We start from the raw sequence: 18,719 nt of genomic DNA, 5'->3' as shown, positions 1-18,719 counted from the left end.
GCGCCCTGTCCCGCCCAAGTCCCCCAGGAGCACGTCGTGCGCATCAGGAAGATCACGAACACCTCTGTCGAGGTCACCGAGCTCGGCTTCGGTGCCTCCGTCATCGGCAACCTCTACCGCGTCACGCCGGTGCGGGACGCGTCGGCCGCCGTCGACGCCGCCTGGGACGAGGGCATCCGGTACTTCGACACCGCGCCCCACTACGGGCTCGGTCTGTCCGAGCGGCGCCTGGGGGCCGCCCTGCGCGACCGTCCCCGCGAGCGGTACGTCGTCTCCTCCAAGGTCGGCCGGCTCCTCGTACCCAACGAGCGCCCGAAAGGCGTCGACAGCGAAGGGTTCGTCGTCCGGGACGACCTGCGCCGCGCGTGGGACTTCAGCCGCGACGGCGTCCTCCGCTCCCTCGACGCCACCCTGGAGCGGACGGGACTCGACCGCCTCGACCTCGTCTACCTCCACGACCCCGACGACCACTGGCGGCAGGCCGCCGACGAAGCCATGCCCGCCCTCGCCGACCTGCGCGACCAGGGGGTCATCGGTGCGATCGGTGCCGGCATGAACCAGTCCGCCATGCTGGCCCGCTTCCTGCGCGAGACCGCCGCCGACGTCGTGATGCTCGCCGGCCGCTACACCCTCCTCGACCAGTCCGCCCTCGACGACGTCCTGCCCGCCGCCGTCGACCACGGCAGGAGCGTGGTCGCCGTCGGCGTGTTCAACTCGGGTCTGCTGTCACGGGACCGCCCGGCCCCCGGCATGAAGTACGACTACGCGGACGCCCCGCCGCACCTCGTCGCCCGGGCGCAGGAGATCGCCGAGGTCTGCGAACACCACGGGACGACCCTGCCCGCCGCCGCGATCGCCTTCCCCTTCAGCCATCCCAGTATCATCAATGTCACCCTGGGAATGAGGAATGAGGAGCAGGTCAGACGCAATGTGGACCTGTACCGTCGGCGCGTGCCCGAAGGCCTCTGGGACGACCTTCGCGCCCGGGGCCTGATCAGACCGGACGTACCCACGCGGAACAGCGCGGAGCGCACTCCGGAGACGGAAGGGGTGGGCGTTGTCTCTGACGGACCGGGCCATTGAGCAGATCCGCGAGCTGATCCGCACCGGTGCGCTGCCACCGGGCTCGAAGCTGCCGCCTGAACCGGAGCTGGCGGCGCAGCTGGGCCTGTCCCGCAACCTGGCGCGCGAGGCCGTGAAGGCGCTCGCCGTCGCCCGCGTCCTGGAGGTGCGCCGGGGCGACGGCACCTATGTGACCAGTCTGCAGCCCAGCCTGCTGCTCGAGGGTCTCGGTGGTGCGGTGGAGCTGCTCCAGGGCGACTCGGTGGCGCTGCTGGACCTGATGGAGGTGCGCCGGCTCCTCGAACCGGTCGCCACCTCACTCGCCGCCACCCGGATCACCGACGAGCAGCTGACGGAGGTGAAGCGGCACCTGGACGCCATGCGCGCGGCGCGCGACGACGTCGAGCAGCTGAACGCGCACGACGCGGCGTTCCACCGCGCCGTCGTCTCCGCCACGGGCAACGAAACGCTGCTGACCCTGCTGGAGGGCATCTCCGGCCGTACGCTGCGCGCCCGTATCTGGCGTGGTCTGGTCGACGACCAGGCCTCGGGCCGTACGCTGGCGGAACACGAGGCGATCTTCGACGCCCTGTCGACCCGTGATGCCGTCCTCAGCCACGCCGCCGCCCTGATGCATGTGAACCACACCGAGCAGTGGCTGCGCGACCATCTGAAGAACGCCGACTCCCTGGAGGGCGGCCCGCAACCGCCCCCGGCCCACGGCTGACACCGGTACCGCACACTCCTCCGTCCGGACCCGGGTGCCGTCCGACCCGTCGCTGCCCGAAGGGACGGACGGCACTCAGGGTCTCCTCGAACACTCCTCCGGCCGACGGCGAGTAGGCCGTGGTCAGACCGCCGACGGCCACTCGATCATCGAACACTTTCCGGCCAAAGACTTGATATGCCCCTGACATAAGCAGCGCACGTCTGTCACTCTGTGCCCACTCCGTCTCACAACGGAGCACGCGCACCCGCATCGCAGCTCTTCCTGCACCACCCGGTGCCCCATCCGTGCGCCGGGTCCTTCGTACGGCCGTTCGTCCAACGTCGGCCGCAGCAAAGGAGTTCGCGTGAGATCCACCCCCCACAGACGTACAACGGCCATGGGCACCCTCGTCGTCGCGGCAGCGATGCTCGCGGTGGCGGTACCGGGCGGCCCCGCGAGTGCTCGCGGCGACGGCGGCGAAGGCACCGCCCGTCCCGCGGCCGCGAAGCCCGACCGCGGTTCACTGCCGGCGAAGTTGACGCCCGCTCAGCGCAAGACCCTCATCCGGAAGGCCCAGAAGGCCACCGGCCGCACCGCCGACCGGCTCGACCTGGGCGGCCAGGAGGAGCTGCGGGTCCGTGACGTCGTCAAGGACGCCGACGGCACCGTGCACACCCGCTACGAGCGCACCTACGCCGGGCTCCCCGTCCTCGGCGGCGACCTGATCGTCCACGCGTCGAAGTCCGGCGCGGTCGAGAGCGTCACCCGCTCCTACAAGCCCCGGCTGAAGGTGTCCGACCTCAGCGCCGAGGTCAGCCGGGCCGCCGCGGAGAAGCAGGCCCTCAAGGCGGCCAAGGAGGAGGGGTCCGCCAAGACCGGGGCGGACAGCATCCGCAAGGTCGTCTGGGCCGCGAAGGGCACGCCGACCCTCGCCTACGAGACCGTCGTCAGCGGGTTCCAGCACGACGACACCCCGAGCGAACTGCATGTCATCACCGACGCGCAGACCGGCAAGAAGCTGTTCGAGTACGAGGGTGTGCACACCGGCACGGGCAACACCCGCTACAGCGGCACGGTCACCCTCGGCACGAGTCAGTCGGGGTCTTCGTACACGCTGACCGACGCGGACCGGGGCAACCACCGCACGTACAACCTGAACCGCGGCTCCTCCGGCACCGGCACGCTGTTCAGCGGCTCCGACGACATCTGGGGCGACGGGTCCACCGCGGACCTGGAGACGGCGGGCGCGGACGCCCACTACGGCGCGGCGCTGACCTGGGACTACTACAAGAACGTGCATGGCAGGAACGGGCTGCGGGGCGACGGTGTCGCCCCGTACAGCCGGGTCCACTACGGCAACAACTACGTCAACGCGTTCTGGCAGGACGCCTGCTTCTGCATGACGTACGGCGACGGCTCGGGCAACGCCAACCCGCTCACCTCGATCGACGTGGCCGCGCACGAGATGACCCACGGCCTCACCTCGGTCACCGCCAACCTCAACTACAGCGGTGAGTCGGGCGGGTTGAACGAGGCGACCTCCGACATCTTCGCCGCCGCCGTCGAGTTCGCCGCCGGCAACCCCGAGGACGTCGGCGACTACCTGGTCGGCGAGAAGATCAACATCAATGGCGACGGCACGCCGCTGCGCTACATGGACAAGCCCAGCAAGGACGGCGTCTCGCGCGACTACTGGTCCTCCTCGCTCGGCTCCATCGACGTCCACTACTCCTCCGGTCCGGCCAACCACTGGTTCTACCTGGCCTCCGAGGGCAGCGGCGCCAAGGTCGTCAACGGGGTCTCCTACGACTCCCCGACGTACGACCGTCTGCCGGTGACGCCGATAGGCCGCGAGGCCGCCGAGAAGATCTGGTTCCGCGCGCTCACCACGTACATGACGTCCACGACCAACTACGCGGGCGCCCGCACGGCCACCCTGCAGGCCGCTGCCGACCTGTACGGGCTCGGCTCGGTGACCTACAACAACACCGCCAACGCCTGGGCCGCCATCAACGTCGGCTCCCGGATCCTCGACGGCGTGACCGTCGTCCCGCCGGCGGCCCAGTACTCGCTGGTCGGCCAGGCCGTCACGCTGGACGTCCAGGCGTCCTCCACCAACGCCGGCTCCCTGTCGTACGCGGCCACCGGTCTGCCGGACGGGCTGTCCGTCGACGCCGCCACGGGCCGCATCTCGGGTACGCCGACCACGGCCGGCAACTGGACGCCGACGGTCACCGTGACGGACGCGGCCGGTGAGACCGGTACGGCGAGCTTCGCCTGGCGGGTGGACGAGGAGGGCAACCAGTCGGTCTTCGAGAACACCGCCGACTACCAGATCCCCGACAACTCCACCGTCGACTCCCCGATCAACGTCAACCGGGCGGGGGCCGCGTCCAACCCGCTCACCGTGGACGTGAACATCGTCCACACCTGGCGCGGTGACCTGGTCATCGACCTGGTCGCCCCGGACGGCACGGCGTACCGGCTGAAGAACTCCTCGTCCTCCGACTCGGCCGACGACGTGATCGCGACGTACACGGTGGACGCGTCCTCCGAGACCGCCGCGGGCACCTGGAAGCTGCGCGTCCAGGACGTGGCGAGCCTCGACACCGGTTACATCAACAGCTGGAAGCTGACGTTCTGACGGTACGTCATATCAGACGTTACGTCACATCACTTGAGTGAGCGGCTCGTCGGGCGGTCGGCCCCCACCGAGGTGGGGACCGGCCGTTTGGCCGTCTCCCCCTCCGCGTCGATGTGCGGGAGCACCCGGTCCAGCCAACGCGGCGTCCACCAGGCGCGGCTGCCCAGCAGGGTCATCACGGCGGGGACCATGAGCAGGCGTACGACCGTCGCGTCGATCAGCACGCTCACGGCGAGACCGAGGCCGAGCATCTTCACCACGATGTTGTCGCTCACGATGAACGCGGCGAACACGCTGACCATGATGAGGGCGGCGCAGGTGATGACGCGCGCGGTGATCTCCAGGGCGTGGGCGACGGAGGCGCGGGCGTCCCCGGTGCGCTGCCAGGCCTCGTGGACACGGGAGAGGAGGAAGATCTCGTAGTCCATGCTGAGGCCGAAGATGATGGCGAACATCATCATCGGGACGTAGCTCTCGATGGGCACCGTGCCGTTGACGCCGAGGGCCGGGCCGCCCCAGCCCCATTGGAAGACGGCGACGACCACCCCGTACGAGGCCCCGATGGACAGGACGTTGAGGACCGCCGCCTTCAGCGCGACGAGCGGACCGCGGAAGACGGCGAGGATGATCAGGAAGGCGAGGGAGACGACCACGGCGATGATGACGGCCAGCCGGCTCGCCACGATGTCGCGGAAGTCGACCTGGGAGGCGGTGGTGCCGGTGACATAGCCCTCGGCCTTGGTGCCGGAGACGGCGGCGGGCAGCTTGTCGTCGACGAGACGGTTCACGAGGTCCGTGGTGTCGGCGCTCTGTGGGGACTCGTCGGAGTAGACCGTGCCGACCAGGACGTCCCCGTCCTGAGTGGGGGTCAGCGGCGTGACCGCGTACGCGCCCTTCACGTCGTCGAGGTCCTTCTGCACGGTGCTCTGCAGGGACTGCCGGTCGGAGGACGGGACGGAGGTCTGGTCGACGACGACGGTGAGGGGCCCGTTGGAGCCGGGCCCGAAGGCGTCGGTCATCAGGTCGTAGGCACGCCGGTCGGTGAAGGAGGTGGGGTCGGCGCCGTCACCGATGTGGCCGAGCTGCATGGAGAAGACGGGGATCGCGAGGATCGCCACGGTCACGACGCCGGCCGACAGGAACCGCCAGGGGTGGTGTTCCACGCGCTGGGCGTAGCGGTGCCAGGTCCCGGTGATCTCCTCACCTTCCTGGACGCCGGTCTCCGCGACCGGACGGCGCAGGCGGTACCGGTCGATGCGTCTGCCGATGAGGCCGAGCAGGGCCGGGAGCAGGGTGAGGGCGCCGGCGATCGCGGAGACGACGGTCGTCGCGGCGGCGAGCCCGAGCTTGCCGATGAAGCTCACGCCGGACGCGTACAGCCCGGCGAGGGCGACGATCACCGTGCAGCCGGAGACGAGAACCGCATGGCCGCTGGTCGAGGCGGCGCGGCCGGCGGCGTGTACCGGGTCCGCGCCGTCCATGAGGGCCTGACGGTGACGGGTGATCAGGAACAGGGCGTAGTCGATGCCGACGCCGATTCCGATCATGGTGGCCAGGGTCGGGGAGACCGTCGCGAAGGTGAAGGCGGCGGCCAGCAGACCGAGGCAGGCCAGGCCGCCGATCACGCTGAGCAGCGCGGTCACCAGGGGCAGACCGGCCGCGATGACACTGCCGAAACCGATCAGCAGGACGACGATCGCCACGCCGAAGCCGATCAGTTCGCTCACCCGGTCGTCGGCGGCGGGTCGGGCCAGTTCGCCGAGCGGGCCGCCGTACTCGACCTCGGCGCCGGCCGACCGCAGCGGCTGCACGGAGTCGTCCACACCGTTGAGGTAGCTGTCCTGGAGGGTCGACGGCTGGACGTCGAAGCGGATGGTGATGTACGCCGTCTTCTGGTCGGAGGACAGCGGGCCGACGTTCGGCTGCTTCGACTGATCGGACTGGCCCGACTGGTCCGACTGGTCCGACTGGTCCGACGACTGCGAGGAGGCCGTGGTGAGCGGGTTCTGCACCGACAGCACATGCGGCAGTTTCTGCAGGTCGTCGACCGTATCGGACATCTGGGAACCGAGCTGGGTCAGCGGCTTGTCCTCGTCGTGCACGACGATCTGACTGCTGTAGCCGCCGGCCGCGGGATCGTGCTTCTTCAGTACGTCCAGGCCCTTCTGGGACTGCACGCCGGAGAGGGAGAAGTTGTCCGAGTACTCGCCGCCGAAGGAGCGGTTGAGGACCTGGAGGGCGGCCAGCACCACCAGCCAGGCGACGATGACGATCACGAAGTGGCGGGCGCACCACTCGCCCAGTCTCCGCAGCCCGCCGGTCTCGCTACTGCCCCCGCCGCTGCCGTGGGAACGCCTTGAGCGCATGTCTCTCCCTGGGAACGATCTCCGACCCTCATTAGACGGCCCTCGGCCCACCCCGGCATCTTCTGCACCACCCGTCCCCCGGATGGCGGCCCCGGCTTGACGGGCGGACGATGGGGAGGTGGGACGGAACGGAAGGAGCCGCCATGCTGGAGATCAAGACGGTCGAGAAGCCTGACGAACGGCGGGACTTCCCGCGGGGTCACCTCGAAGCCGTCCACCTCACAGGGCTGGACTTCGCCGTGGGCGTCTTCGAACCGGGCTGGCGCTGGTCGGAGTCGGTCGCGCCGATCGCGGGCACGGACAGCTGCGAGATCCACCACAACGGCTACATCGCGCAGGGGCGCATGCACATCCGCATGGACGACGGCGGTGAGGGCGAGGTAGGACCGGGCGACGTCTTCGTCTGCCCGCCGGGCCACGACGCGTGGGTCGTGGGCGACGAACAGTGCGTCGTCTACGACTTCGCCGGGCAGATGGCCCAGGACTACGCCAAGGCCGCCGGTGACTGAACCGGGTGAGGGTGAGAGGGAAGGAGGCGGGGGCGTTCGCGCCCCCGCCTCCGCTCCGGTCCGCGGCCCCGGCGCTACACCCCGTCGATCTCCTTGAGATTCTCCAGCGTCGCGGTGGTGTCGGTCTTGAGCCAGTCCGTGACCTCCTCGACCTCCGGCAGGCTGACGTCGTCGTAGGTCGAGGACGCGTACGCGCTCCAGCTCATCTCGTACGTCACCCAGCCGTCGCGGACCGCGAGCGTGGCCGAGCGGCTGCCACTGCTGTCGTCGCCGGAGGTGGTGTCCTCGGTGACCAGGTACGCCTCGTCGCCGAAGCCGCTGATCCTCTCGACCTCGTAGTCGTCGTAGCGCTGGTCGTACTCGGACCACCGGGCGGTGAACTCGGGGCCCGGGTCGGTCTTCTTGTGCAGCTCCAGCTCCACCGAGAAGTACGCGTCGGAGAGGGTGGAGGCCGAGGACGTCTTCAGGGAGAGGCTGCAGTAGCTCTGGTCGAGTGCCTCGTGCTCCAGGGACTGGTTCACGGGGCTTGAGTCCTCCTCCGGGTACTCGTCCTTGAAGGAGGAGTAGTCCACCTCCCGGCAGAGCTCCGACTTGACCTCGTACCCGCGCAGGTCCGCCTCCTCGTCGCGGCCGAGGAGGAAGACGCCGCCGGCCCACGCGGCGGAGGCGAGCACCGCGCCCAGCACGGCCCACAGCACGGCGCGTCCGGCGCCGCCCGAGCCGGGGGCGGCGGGAGTCACGGGGTAGCCGCCGGGCGGGTAGGTGCCGGGCTGCGGCTGCCCGTAAGGGTTGTGCTGCGTGGGCAGGGAGGCGGCCGGAGGGCCGAATCCGGCGGGCGACTGGGGGTTCGGGTACGGGTAGGTGCTCGGCGACGACGGCACCTGGGGCTGTGTCGGCGTCTGCGGCTGCGGCGCCGGCTGGGGCTGGGCCTGGGCCTGGTGCTCAGGACCGGGACCGGGCAGGCCGGGGGGAGTCGCGGACGGCTGATCCTGCGGCTGGGGCTGGGCCGGGGCACCCTCGGGACGGTCGGTCATCGGCTTCTCCTCGTTTCGCGGGTGGTGGGGTGCTCCGGGTGGGGGCGCCGGCCGTCGTCCTGGGGCGGTGGTCGGGGCCCGGTGCTTTCATGGGAGTCATGACCAGCGGGAGTGTCGTCGTGGAGCGGCGGGTCGCCGCCTCTCAGGGGCGGGTGTGGGGGGCCCTGACGGACCTCGCCGGCATGGAGCGGATACTGAGCGGTGTCGTCCGGGTGGAGGTCCTCACCGGCGGGGTGTTCGGGGTGGGCACGCGGTGGCGGGAGACCCGGCGCATGTTCGGCAAGGACGCCACCGAGGAGATGGGCGTGACGCTGAGCGAGCCGCCCGAGCGCTATGTGGTGGAGGCCCGGTCCCACGGCTCCCGCTACGTCTCCGAGTGGGAGCTGCGTCCTGACGGACCCGCGGCGACGACCGTCCGGATGACGTTCACGGCGGTGCCGACGGGTGCCGTCGCCGGTGTGCTGGCCAGGGTGCTGGGCGGGGTCGGTGCCCGTGCGGTGCGCAGGGCCGTCGCGAAGGACCTCGACGACGTCGCCGCGTGGGTGGAGGGCCGAAGGGGCTGAGTCCGCCCCCGTCGGCCGTCCGGTCGCGACCGCCCGGCCGCCCTGGTCGCGTCACGAGTTGGCGCCGAGGCCAGTGGTCACGTAGGCGCACTCGGTGTAGATGTAGCCCGACTGCAGTTTGGCGGTGTCCGAGGCGGGGCTGGAGGAGGTGCCGCCCTTCGGCTTGTGCAGGAAGTACGTGGTGCCGACCGGGAGGCTGATCGTGCGCTGCGGGTAGTTCTTGCCACCGCTGCACGGCTTGAAGTTGGGGTCGAGGGTGCGGCTCCAGTCGTAGCTGGTGCAGCCGCCGCAGCCCTTCAGGGTGAAGGTGCCGGTCACCGGGCCGGTGTACATGACCTGGATCTCGTCGGGGCTGTCGTTCTTGACGGTGACGGTGATGCTGCCGCCGGTACGGGTGGTGGGCAGCTTCTTGCCTGCTGCCGGCACCTCCTGGGCGATCTCGGCGGCGATGGCGATCTTCTTCGCGCGGGGCGCGTTCTTGTGCTTCTTGTTGGCCTTGACGAAGTCGTTCATCGACGTCACCGCGTCGGCGAACTCACCGTCCTCGTACTGGGACACACCGCAGGCGTACACGCCGGTGGAGGCGGAGCGGTCGGCCCGGGCGGCGTCGTCGGCGAGGGCCTCGTCCACGCCTGCCTTCTCCCCGGGCAGGCCCTTGACCTGGAGGCTGAGGGACTCCAGCTGCTGCACGGCGGTGCACGGGTCGTCGCCGCCCACGGCCTTGATCGCCTTGTCGACGGCCGTCTTGACGTCGGGCTCGACCTTCGCCGCCTGCTCCGAGTCGGGGAAGTCGTTCAGCAGGTCGCGGAAGTGGTCGGTCCAGTCGCCCGCGCCGCTGGCGAGGGTGGCCGAGGCGCACTCGTACAGGGACGTCGCGAGCCGGTCGTCGGGCCAGGTGGACAGGGAGCCGAGGTCCTTCTTGCTCAGGGTCTGCGGGACCGTGCGCAGGTACTCGAGCGGGGCGATCGCGTCGCAGTACTCCTGCTCCTCGTAGGGCGCGCCGACCGTCGTGTAGAACGTCTTCAGCCGGTCCGGGACCTTCTCGGCCGCCCGGGAGTCTGGGTGGTCGGTGCTGAGGTCGTCGTAGGCGCTCAGGGCCCTGCGGTACTCGGACTGGGTGGTGCTGAAGGACTCGCCCGAGGCCTTGCGCACGAGGTCGTCGGCGGTGTCGAGGCGGTCCAGGAGCATCTGCTCGGTGGCCTCGTTCCGCGCGCTCTCGTACAGCAGCGAGCCGGCGACGGGTACGCCGAGGAGCAGGACGCCGAGCACGATCGCGAGCGGGGACTGCGCGGGCCACACCAGACGGTTGCGCAGGCCGACCATGGCGCCGTGGACGGTCGTGAGGACGAGGAACAGGCCGTAGACGACCAGGGTCGTGCCGGACACGCCGTCGGGGTCGGCCGGCAGCACGGTGAAGAGCAGGAGGCCGGTGGCCACCCAGCACAGCAGCGTCAGCAGGGGCCGGCGGACGAGGGCGTAACCGAGGCCGAGACCGCTGAGGTTGAGCAGCCCCACGCCGACGGCCCGCCAGGGGTCCGCCGGTCCGGGCGGCGGCGCCGACGGCATCGGCGGCACGACGTAGCTGTGGCTCCAGCCGTCCTGGTCTCTCGTTCCGTATGGACCGAACTGGTCTCCGGACATGTCGGATCCCCCCGTCAACTACACCCACATGCCTACGATTTGTCAGTGTACGGCTGAAAGCAGAGGGCGCGACAGCCGATTCCGGTCGCTCGGGGAAGATCGATGACCTTTCGTGACCACCGGCGCGGCGATGGTCCGGGGGATCGTCCCCCGTGCCCGGTGGCCTCGGATCGGCTCCTTCCCTCAGCGCGCCGGGAAGGGCCCACCCCTCCGCCGTCATCCGCCTCGCCCGGTATCCGATACGGGATCAGTTCCCGTTCCGGACACGAGGTTGGCGGAGCTTCGGGACTGTGCCCGGACGGCGGAGGGGTGGCGGTGTCAGCGGCCCTGAGGCCTCATCGGATCCCTCCGCGTCGCACGCGGCGGAGCAGGACGACACCGCAGAGCGCGAGGACGCCGCCGAGTACGGCCGGCCACATCTGGGCGCCGGTGTCGGCGAGGTCACCGATGGCCGACGGGGAGCCCGTGGGTCCCTGGGAACCGGCCTGGCCCGCGCCCGCGGCCGAGGGGATGTTCCCGGCCGGGGTCTGGTCGGCGGCGGCCTCGTCGCCCTGGTCGTCACCCCGGCTCTCCCCGGCGGTCTTCCCGCGCTGGGTCGCCTTCGGCGAGACGAGGGTCTTGGGCGCGTCGGCCTTGTCCGTGGACTCGCCCGCGTCGCCGTCCTCGCCCTGGTTCTGGTTCTCGTCCTGCCCTTGGTCCTGGACCTGGTCCTGGTCCTGGTCCTGGTCCTGCCCCTGGTCCTGGTCCTGGTCCTGGTCCTGGTTCTGCTGCTGGTCCTGCTCGTTGCCGGGCTGCTCCTGGTCCTGACCTTGGTCCTGGCCGTCGTCCTGGTTCTGGTCGCCGCCGTTGTCCTGGTCACCGCCGGGCTGCTCGTCGCCCTGGCCCTGGTCACCGCCGGCGTCGCCACCCTGGTCGCCGCCGTCGCCCTGGTCGCCGCCGAGGTCCGCCGCGTCGCACTCACGGCCCTCGTTGATGCAGTCGACCATCTCGCGCATCAGGCCCTCGTCGAAGACGTTGATGAAGTCACCGTGGTCGGTGACCGGCTTGTGGACCTGCTCGGGGAAGGAGTCGACCGCGAACAGCGGGACCGTACGGCCGCCGTCCTCGAGGCTCGGCGCGTCGACGTCGTAGACGATGCGCTGGACGAGCTGCGGAATGGCGCGGAAGCCGCCCGGGCAGCTGCCGTCGGCGGCGGCGAAGGCCACGTGCGTGCGGTGATTGGCGCTGTCGATGTTGCGGCCGTCCCAGCAGCTCTGGAACTTGAAGGTGCGGACGACGTCGCTGCCGTCGGGGCACAGCGGGTACTTGTCCTTCAACTGCCGGTCCTCGAACCCGGTGCAGCTCCACGAGGCGTTGGCGTTGGCCGGGCCGTTGACGAACGCCTTGGCGTCACCGGTGATGATGCGCAGCAGCCGCGGCATCTCGGCGACCTCGCCCCGCGGGCTGCCCACGAAGGTCATGGTGACCTCCTTGGGCGTCACGATCTCGCCGGCATTGCCCTCGATGCCGCCGCCGGGCGAGTTGGCGTCCTGCTCGGCGGTGCCGTTCTGCAGACGCAGCACCGGCCAGAAGTAGGAGGACTTGTCGTCCTGGTTCTCGCAGCTGGTCTCGGCTGCCGCGAGGTCCTCGTCACTGGCGAAGGCGTTGTTGGCCTGGTTGCCGACGTAGTCGTGGAAGTGGTGGGCGCCGTTGCTGACACCGGGGGCGACGATGACGTTGTCCGAGTTGAACACGCCGTTCGCGTTCACCCCGCAGGCAGTGGTGAAGGAGCCGCGGGAGGCGTTCTGTCCCTCGGCCGGGCCCTGGGCGGCCGGCTGGACGGAGGTGATGTCCGTGAAGTCCGCGGCCACCGGGCCGTTGCCGGCCTGACCGCCGTTGCCCTGCTGCCCCTGCTGGTCGCCCCCCTGGTCCTGTCCGGCGCCGTCGCCGTTCTGGTCGCCGCCGTCCTGGTCGCCCCCGTTCTCGTTGCCGGTCTCGCGCAACGTGCACCCGGCGAGGGAGTCGAGCCCCTCGGGGCGGTCCCCGACGCGGTCGATCGCGATGGCGATGCGCTCGATCGTCGCGGCCCGCTTCTCCTTGAGCGGGTTCATGATCGCGTTCTCGGCGAAGCCGCTGTCCTGCTGCTGGGCCTGCGCGGAGTTCTGCAGCCGCTGGTAGGCCTCGGCTATCTGCCGGTCGAGCGCGGCGAGTTCGTTGTCGACCTCCCCGCGTGCGCCCTCGGGCACATCCGTCAGCTTGCTGCCGACGTCCGGGCAGTCGATCGTCGCGGCAGCGGAGTTGGCCCACTGGCCCGCTTCCTCGGTGCCGCCGTCCTCGGTGGCCGACGCGTAGACGTTCGCGGCCACGAGCCCGCCTCCGCCCAAGATCAGCGCTATCGCGGCGGAGGTCGCGCGCCGTGCTCCTGTCGGGCGTCTGCGCCTGGTGGTGCGTCCCACGGTGACTCCTACAACGTCGCGGTCGGTCCGGGCATACAAAGCCCCCGCCCCATACGGAACCGGACCGCAGTGTGTTCAAGAGGTTCACGGATTCACAGGAAACTCATGGGAATCGCCATGTCGGACGCGCTCGGGCCGCGTCGGAACGCATCTCGGCCGTACGGCCGGGGGGAACGCCTGTCACTTGGTGTGACCCCCTCTCGCCTACGGACGCGGGGCAGTGTAGACATGGGCACATGGTCCGTCTCCTGGGTCGATCCCGTGCTCAGCCGACCCGCCGTCCACGTGGTCAGCGTGAGCAGGGCCGGGACGACGGCGCCCGGCGGGTACCGCACGGATCCGCCGCCCCTGGCAAGGAACCGGGGTGGCGGCCGCTGAGGGGGTTGTGGTCGGCGTTGAGCGGGCGCAGTGTCGCCGGGCAGGTGTTCCTGCTGCAGGTGGTGATCGTGCTGGTGCTGGTGGTGTCGGCCGTGGTGGCGCTGGTCCTCCAGGTTCGCCACGACAGCACCAAGGAAGCGCGCAACCGTTCGCTCGCCGTCGCCGAGACGTTCGCCAACGCGCCGGGCACCCGGGAGGCGCTGAGCGCCGGGGATCCGACGGCGGTGCTCCAACCGCGGGCGGAGGCCGCCCGGGTCCAGTCCGGGGTGGACTTCGTCGTCGTGATGAACACCGACGGGATCCGCTACACCCACCCGAAGCCGGACCGCATCGGCAAGAAGTTCGTCGGCACCCTCGAACCGGCGCTGAAGGGCGAATCCTTCACCGAGGCGATCACCGGGACCCTCGGGCCGCTCGTCCAGGCCGTGGTGCCCGTCAAGGACCCGGACGGGCAGGTCGTGGGGCTGGTCTCGGCCGGGATCACGACGGAAAAGGTGGGCGGGGTCGCCGAGCAGCAGCTGCCCCTCGTCCTGGCCGCAGCGGCCGCCGCGCTCGCTCTCGCCACGGCGGGCACGGCCCTGGTCAGCAAGCGGCTCCTGCGGCAGACCCATGGCCTCGGCCCGTCCGAGATGACGCGCATGTACGAGCACCACGACGCCGTGCTGCACGCCGTGCGGGAGGGCGTGATGATCGTCGGTGGTGGGGGCAGGCTGCTGCTCGCCAACGACGAGGCCCACCGCCTGCTGGACCTGCCCGCCGGCGCCGAGGGGCAGGACGTCTCCTCCCTGGGGCTCGAAGCGCACATGGCGGATCTGCTGGCGTCGGGCCGGATCGCCAACGACGAGGTGCACCTGGTGGGCGACCGGCTGCTCGCGGTCAACCAGCGGCCCACCGACCTCCAGGGGGAGCCGTCCGGCAGTGTCGCCACGCTCCGCGACTCCACCGAGCTGCGCGCCCTCTCCGGCCGGGCGGAGTCCGCGCGGGGCCGGCTGAAGCTGCTGTACGACGCCGGGGTGGGCGTCGGTACCACCCTGGACGTGACCCGTACCGCCGAGGAGCTGGCCGAGGTGGCCGTCCCCCGGTTCGCGGACTTCGTGACGGTGGACCTGGCTCCCGCGGCCCTCAGCGGAGACGAACCCGAGGCTGTCACCACCTTGCGCCGCACGGCGTTCAGCGGGATCCGCAAGGACGCCCCCCTGTACAAGGTGGGCGAGAAGATCGAGCTGGTCGCCTCCTCCCCGCAGGCCCGCAGCATCGAGAGCGGCCATTCGGTCCTGGAGACGCATCTCAGCAGGTCGCCCGGCTGGCAGGCGCAGGACCTGGAGCGGTCGGCGCAGGTGGTCGAGTACGGCATCCACTCGCTCATCGCCGTGCCGCTGCGCGTGGGCCCCCTGGTGATGGGCGTCGCCAGCTTCTGGCGCTCGGAGAAGCCGGAGCCGTTCGACCAGGAGGAGCTGGCCCTCGCCGAGGAGCTCGTCGCCCGGGCGGCGGTCTCCATCGACAACGCGCGGCGCTACACGCGCGAGCACACCCTGGCCGTGACGTTGCAGCGGAGCCTGCTGCCGCGCAGCCTGCCCGAGCAGAGCGCCCTGGAGGTCGCCTACCGCTATCTGCCCGCGCAGGCCGGGGTGGGCGGGGACTGGTTCGACGTACTGCCCCTGTCGGGCAGCCGGGTCGCGGTCGTCGTCGGCGACGTCGTCGGTCACGGGCTGCACGCGGCGGCCACCATGGGGCGGCTGCGGACGGCCGTGCACAACTTCTCCGCGCTGGACCTGCCGCCCGACGAGATCCTCGGGCTGCTCGACGAGATGGTCAGCCGGATCGACCAGGACGAGGCGGAGGACGGCTCGGCCCCCATCACCGGGGCCACCTGTCTGTACGCGATCTACGACCCGGTGTCGAGGTGCTGCACCGTCGCCCGGGCCGGTCACCCGCCGCTCGCGGTGGCCCGGCCCGACGGCCGGGTCGACTTCCCGGACGTCCCGGCCGGTCCGCCGCTCGGACTCGGCGGTCTGCCGTTCGAGACGGCCGAGCTGGACCTCGACGAGGGCAGCCGGCTGGTGCTGTACACCGACGGACTCGTCGAGGACCGGGGGCGGGACATCGACGACGGTCTGGAGCTGCTGCGCACCGCGCTGGCCGGGGCCGACGCCTCGCCGCAGGGCACGTGCCGGGCCGTGCTCGACGCGCTGCCGCCGAGCCGGGCGAGCGACGACATCGCGCTGATCGTCGCCCGAACGCGGGCGCTGGACACCGGCCGTGTCGTCGAATGGGAGGTGCCCGCCGACCCGGCGGCCGTCGGCCGGTCCCGCGCGGACGCCACCCGGAAGCTGACCGAATGGGGCCTGGACGACCTGGTGTTCACCACGGAGCTGATCCTCAGCGAACTGGTCACCAACGCCATCCGGTACGGCAGCGGGCCCATCCGCGTCCGGCTGATACACGACCGCAACCTGATCTGCGAGGTCACGGACAGCAGTCACACTTCTCCCCATCTGCGGTACGCGGCGACGACCGACGAGGGCGGGCGCGGGCTCTTTCTGATCGCCCAGCTCACCCAGCGCTGGGGCACCCGCTACTCCCCCACCGGCAAGACCATCTGGACCGAACAGACACTGTCCTGAGGTTCCCGAGGTCCCCCAGGGCACGGATCACATCGCGTCGAGGAGAGACAACGGCATGCGTATCGGACTGCTCGGGACAGGACCGTGGGCGGAGACGGCCTACGCCCCCGCGCTGAGCGCGCACGGGGAGCTGGACTTCGCCGGGGTGTGGGGCCGGCGTCCGGAGGCCGCCAAGGCCCTCGCCGACCGGCACGGCGGGCTGCCGGTGTACGAGGACGTGGACGCGCTGCTCGCCGATGTGGAGGCGGTAGCCGTCGCCCTGCCGCCGTCCGTCCAGGCACCGCTCGCGGTGCGGGCCGCGCAGGCCGGCTGCCATCTGCTGCTCGACAAGCCGCTCGCCACGGACGTCGCGGAGGGGCGGGCCGTCGTCGAGGCCGTCGAGCGGGCCGGGGTGGCCTCGGTGGTCTTCTTCACCGCACGTTTCCAGACGGCGACAGAGGCGTGGATCACCGAACAGGCGGACGCCGGCGGCTGGTTCACGGCCCGCGCGGAGTGGCTGGGATCGCTGTTCCACGGCGACAGCGACAGCCCGTTCGCGGCGTCGCCGTGGCGGCGGGAGAAGGGCGCCCTGTGGGATGTCGGCCCGCATGCCCTGTCGGTGCTGCTGCCGGTGCTCGGGGACGTCAGGAAGGTCACCGCCGTGCGCGGGGCCGAGGACACGGTGCACCTGGTCCTCGTCCACACCGGTGGCGCGTCGAGCACGGTGACGCTCAGCCTCTCCGCGCCGCCCGCGGCTTCGGGGGCGACCGCCGAGTTCCGGGGCCGGAGCGGGGCGACCGTCCTGCCCTCGTCCGACGAGGGGGGTGTCGTACCGGCACTGGTGCGGGCCGGTGACGCCCTACTGGCGGCGGCCCGTGGCGGCCGGCCGCATCCCTGCGACGCGGCGTTCGGTCTTCGCGTGACGGAGGTACTTGCCGCGGCGGAACGGCGGTTGACTGTCTGAAAGGCCCCACACACCGAGCGTGTTCGAGTTTGCGTTCGACTGCTTCCGGTCATCTCCCGGTGGCGGGCACGCCTTCGCCCGGCGCATTCCGGTGAGGAGGTGCTCCGTGAGCACGGACGGGACCGTCACCGTGCCCCTGCGGGACCGGGTGGCAACGGCACAGCGGGATCAGGACGCGCGCACAGTGATGCGGCTGCGCCTGGGGGTCGGGATCATCGGTGTCCTGCTGCCCCTGGCGCTGCCGCTCGGCAACTGGATCGCCGCGCTGCTCGACGGTCGTTCCGGGGACGGCGTGTGGCCCGGTTCGATGAGCGGCGCGTACCACACGAGCACGCGGGACGTCTTCGTCGGAAGTCTCTGCGCGCTCGGGACCTTCCTGGTCATCTACCGCTTCAACCGGATGAACGACGTGATGGGCACGATCGCCGGGTGCTGCGCGCTCGGTGTCGCCCTCTTCCCGACGGCGCCCGCCTCCGGCGCGGACGCCGGGCAGCTGACGGTCTCCGTGTTCCATCTGGTCTTCGCGGTCGGGCTGCTGACCTCGATGGCCGGGTTCTGCCTCCTGATGTACTGGGCGCCCGGCATCGAGGAGCGGTCGTACGTCCGGCGGCCGTATCTGGTGGCCGGGGTGCTGATCCTCGTCTTCATGGCGCTGGCCGGAGCGGCTGCCGCCACAGGTGTCGGCGACGACTGGCTGATCACGCCCCTCTACCTGTGCGAATGGCTGTCGGTGTGGTCCTTCGGCTTCGCGTGGACCGGCGCGGCGCTGTCCCTCGCCGAGGACATCGGGCGGCTGGCGAGGACGAGGGCCGTGATCGGTGCCGCACTGCGGTGGCTGCGGTCGCTCGGCGATCTGCTGGGGCGGGGGGCCTCGCGGTCACGTCCCGCCGTGTGAGCCTCGCCCCCACGGTGCGGGCGGCGAAGCGGGGGCGTCAGACGCGGCTGCCGGTGAGGAAGCGGTCGAGCGTGGCGGTCAGTTCGGCCGGCTTCTCGACGGGGAGCTCATGGCCGGCGTCCAGGATGCGCACTTCGGCGTCCGGGTAGGCCTTGGCCATGCGCAGCATCTGGGAGACGGGCAGCTGGATGTCGTGGTAGCCGTGGACGATGAGGGTGGGGATACGGATCTCGCCGAGCCGGTCCAGGACGTCGAAGGCACGCATGGCGCCGTACAGGGTCATGACGACCTCGCGCGGGGTGGCCGAGGAGGCGCGGATGTACTCGCGGATCTCCTCGCGCGGATAGCCCGGGGCGAAGGCGCGCTGGATGTTGGCGGCGACGAAGAGCTTGAACGGGACGCGCGTCGAGGCGGCCATGAGCAGGCCCCGGCCGCGGCTGTAGGCCATCCGGCCGATGGAGTTGACCAGCACCAGGCGCTCCACCCGGTCGGGGTGGGCGAGGGCGATGGTCTGGGAGATCATGCCGCCCATGGAGTGGCCGACGAGGACGAACCGCTCGACCTCCAGGTGGTCGAGGAGCGCGAGGACGTCGTCGGCGAGTTCCGCGATGGTGCGCACCCCGGCGCCGGTGCTCTCGCCGTGCCCGCGCAGGTCGAGCCGGATCACCCGGCGCTTGCCGGAGAAATGGGCGAGCTGGTGGTCCCAGCGGTGCCGGTTCGCCGTCCAGCCGTGGATGAGGACCAGGGGCACCCCGTCGCCGTCGCGGGGGCCCTCGTCGTCGTACGTCAGGCTCGCTCCGGCGACTTCGAGCTGCGGCATGGGTGCCTCCTGGATACGCTCCGGTTACTGCCCGGTACGGTAACCGGCCGGGTGGCTCTTCGTCACCGTCGCCGGCGGGGGAAATCCGAGGTCCGC

13 protein-coding genes are annotated in these 18,719 nt (G+C 71.0%); 8 read left to right on the top strand and 5 right to left on the bottom strand.

Annotation, left to right across the window (positions count from 1 at the left end; all coding sequences use genetic code 11):
- Nucleotides 1–36: 36 nt before the first annotated feature.
- The 3 genes from ACZ43N_RS21245 to ACZ43N_RS21235 all read left to right on the top strand — a co-directional run bounded on the left by ACZ43N_RS21245 (nucleotide 37) and on the right by ACZ43N_RS21235 (nucleotide 4,415).
- Entirely contained in the window at nucleotides 37–1,083 is a 1,047-nt protein-coding gene (locus tag ACZ43N_RS21245) for an aldo/keto reductase (RefSeq protein WP_468099380.1), read from the top strand.
- Nucleotides 1,058–1,789, top strand: a complete 732-nt coding sequence (locus tag ACZ43N_RS21240) for a FadR/GntR family transcriptional regulator (protein ID WP_468099379.1) — start codon at nucleotides 1,058–1,060, stop codon at nucleotides 1,787–1,789. Before ACZ43N_RS21245 ends, ACZ43N_RS21240 begins: the two co-directional genes overlap by 26 nt.
- Before the next feature lie 346 nt (nucleotides 1,790–2,135).
- Nucleotides 2,136–4,415, top strand: coding sequence for a M4 family metallopeptidase (locus ACZ43N_RS21235; protein WP_468099377.1), 2,280 nt, complete (start codon nucleotides 2,136–2,138; stop codon nucleotides 4,413–4,415).
- Nucleotides 4,416–4,444: 29 nt separating this feature from the next.
- Here the strand turns inward: ACZ43N_RS21235 and ACZ43N_RS21230 are convergent, their stop codons facing one another.
- Nucleotides 4,445–6,781: an MMPL family transporter gene (locus ACZ43N_RS21230; protein WP_468099376.1), complete on the bottom strand. Its 2,337-nt coding sequence runs from the start codon at nucleotides 6,779–6,781 to the stop codon at nucleotides 4,445–4,447.
- Nucleotides 6,782–6,924: 143 nt separating this feature from the next.
- Between ACZ43N_RS21230 and ACZ43N_RS21225 the strand changes: the two genes are divergently transcribed.
- Nucleotides 6,925–7,290 (top strand): cupin domain-containing protein, encoded by a 366-nt coding sequence (locus tag ACZ43N_RS21225; protein WP_468099375.1) that lies wholly within the window; start codon nucleotides 6,925–6,927, stop codon nucleotides 7,288–7,290.
- Nucleotides 7,291–7,364: 74 nt separating this feature from the next.
- On the opposite strand, the gene ACZ43N_RS21220 is transcribed toward ACZ43N_RS21225, so the two are convergent.
- Nucleotides 7,365–8,324, bottom strand: a complete 960-nt coding sequence (locus ACZ43N_RS21220) for a hypothetical protein (RefSeq protein WP_468099373.1) — start codon at nucleotides 8,322–8,324, stop codon at nucleotides 7,365–7,367.
- A 98-nt stretch (nucleotides 8,325–8,422) separates the two neighbouring features.
- On the opposite strand from ACZ43N_RS21220, the gene ACZ43N_RS21215 reads away from it, so the two are divergent.
- Nucleotides 8,423–8,887: an SRPBCC family protein gene (locus ACZ43N_RS21215; protein ID WP_468099371.1), complete on the top strand. Its 465-nt coding sequence runs from the start codon at nucleotides 8,423–8,425 to the stop codon at nucleotides 8,885–8,887.
- Between the two features lie 51 nt (nucleotides 8,888–8,938).
- Here ACZ43N_RS21215 and ACZ43N_RS21210 read toward each other — a convergent pair whose 3' ends face one another.
- The gene (locus ACZ43N_RS21210) at nucleotides 8,939–10,528 is read right to left on the bottom strand and encodes a hypothetical protein (RefSeq protein ID WP_468099369.1); all 1,590 of its coding nucleotides are present in this window, start codon (nucleotides 10,526–10,528) and stop codon (nucleotides 8,939–8,941) included.
- Between the two features lie 335 nt (nucleotides 10,529–10,863).
- The gene (locus ACZ43N_RS21205; protein WP_468099489.1) at nucleotides 10,864–12,873 is read right to left on the bottom strand and encodes a DUF1996 domain-containing protein; all 2,010 of its coding nucleotides are present in this window, start codon (nucleotides 12,871–12,873) and stop codon (nucleotides 10,864–10,866) included.
- Between the two features lie 326 nt (nucleotides 12,874–13,199).
- On the opposite strand from ACZ43N_RS21205, the gene ACZ43N_RS21200 reads away from it, so the two are divergent.
- The 3 genes from ACZ43N_RS21200 (at nucleotide 13,200) to ACZ43N_RS21190 (ending at nucleotide 17,803) form a co-directional block, all read left to right on the top strand.
- Nucleotides 13,200–15,965 carry a SpoIIE family protein phosphatase gene (locus ACZ43N_RS21200; RefSeq protein WP_468099367.1) on the top strand — a complete coding sequence of 922 codons (2,766 nt, stop codon included), beginning with the start codon at nucleotides 13,200–13,202 and terminating at the stop codon, nucleotides 15,963–15,965.
- 55 nt (nucleotides 15,966–16,020) lie between these two features.
- Nucleotides 16,021–16,908, top strand: coding sequence for a Gfo/Idh/MocA family protein (locus tag ACZ43N_RS21195; RefSeq protein ID WP_468099365.1), 888 nt, complete (start codon nucleotides 16,021–16,023; stop codon nucleotides 16,906–16,908).
- 106 nt (nucleotides 16,909–17,014) lie between these two features.
- Nucleotides 17,015–17,803, top strand: a complete 789-nt coding sequence (locus ACZ43N_RS21190; RefSeq protein WP_468099363.1) for a hypothetical protein — start codon at nucleotides 17,015–17,017, stop codon at nucleotides 17,801–17,803.
- A gap of 37 nt (nucleotides 17,804–17,840) precedes the next feature.
- Here ACZ43N_RS21190 and ACZ43N_RS21185 read toward each other — a convergent pair whose 3' ends face one another.
- On the bottom strand, nucleotides 17,841–18,623 hold the full coding sequence (locus ACZ43N_RS21185; protein WP_468099362.1) for an alpha/beta fold hydrolase: 783 nt from the start codon (nucleotides 18,621–18,623) through the stop codon (nucleotides 17,841–17,843).
- Nucleotides 18,624–18,719 lie beyond the last annotated feature (96 nt).

It is taken from the genome of Streptomyces sp. NPDC030814, assembly GCF_055572155.1.
The sequence above is the reverse complement of the archived record's forward strand: the minus strand, read 5'-3'. Positions and strand labels throughout refer to the sequence as shown.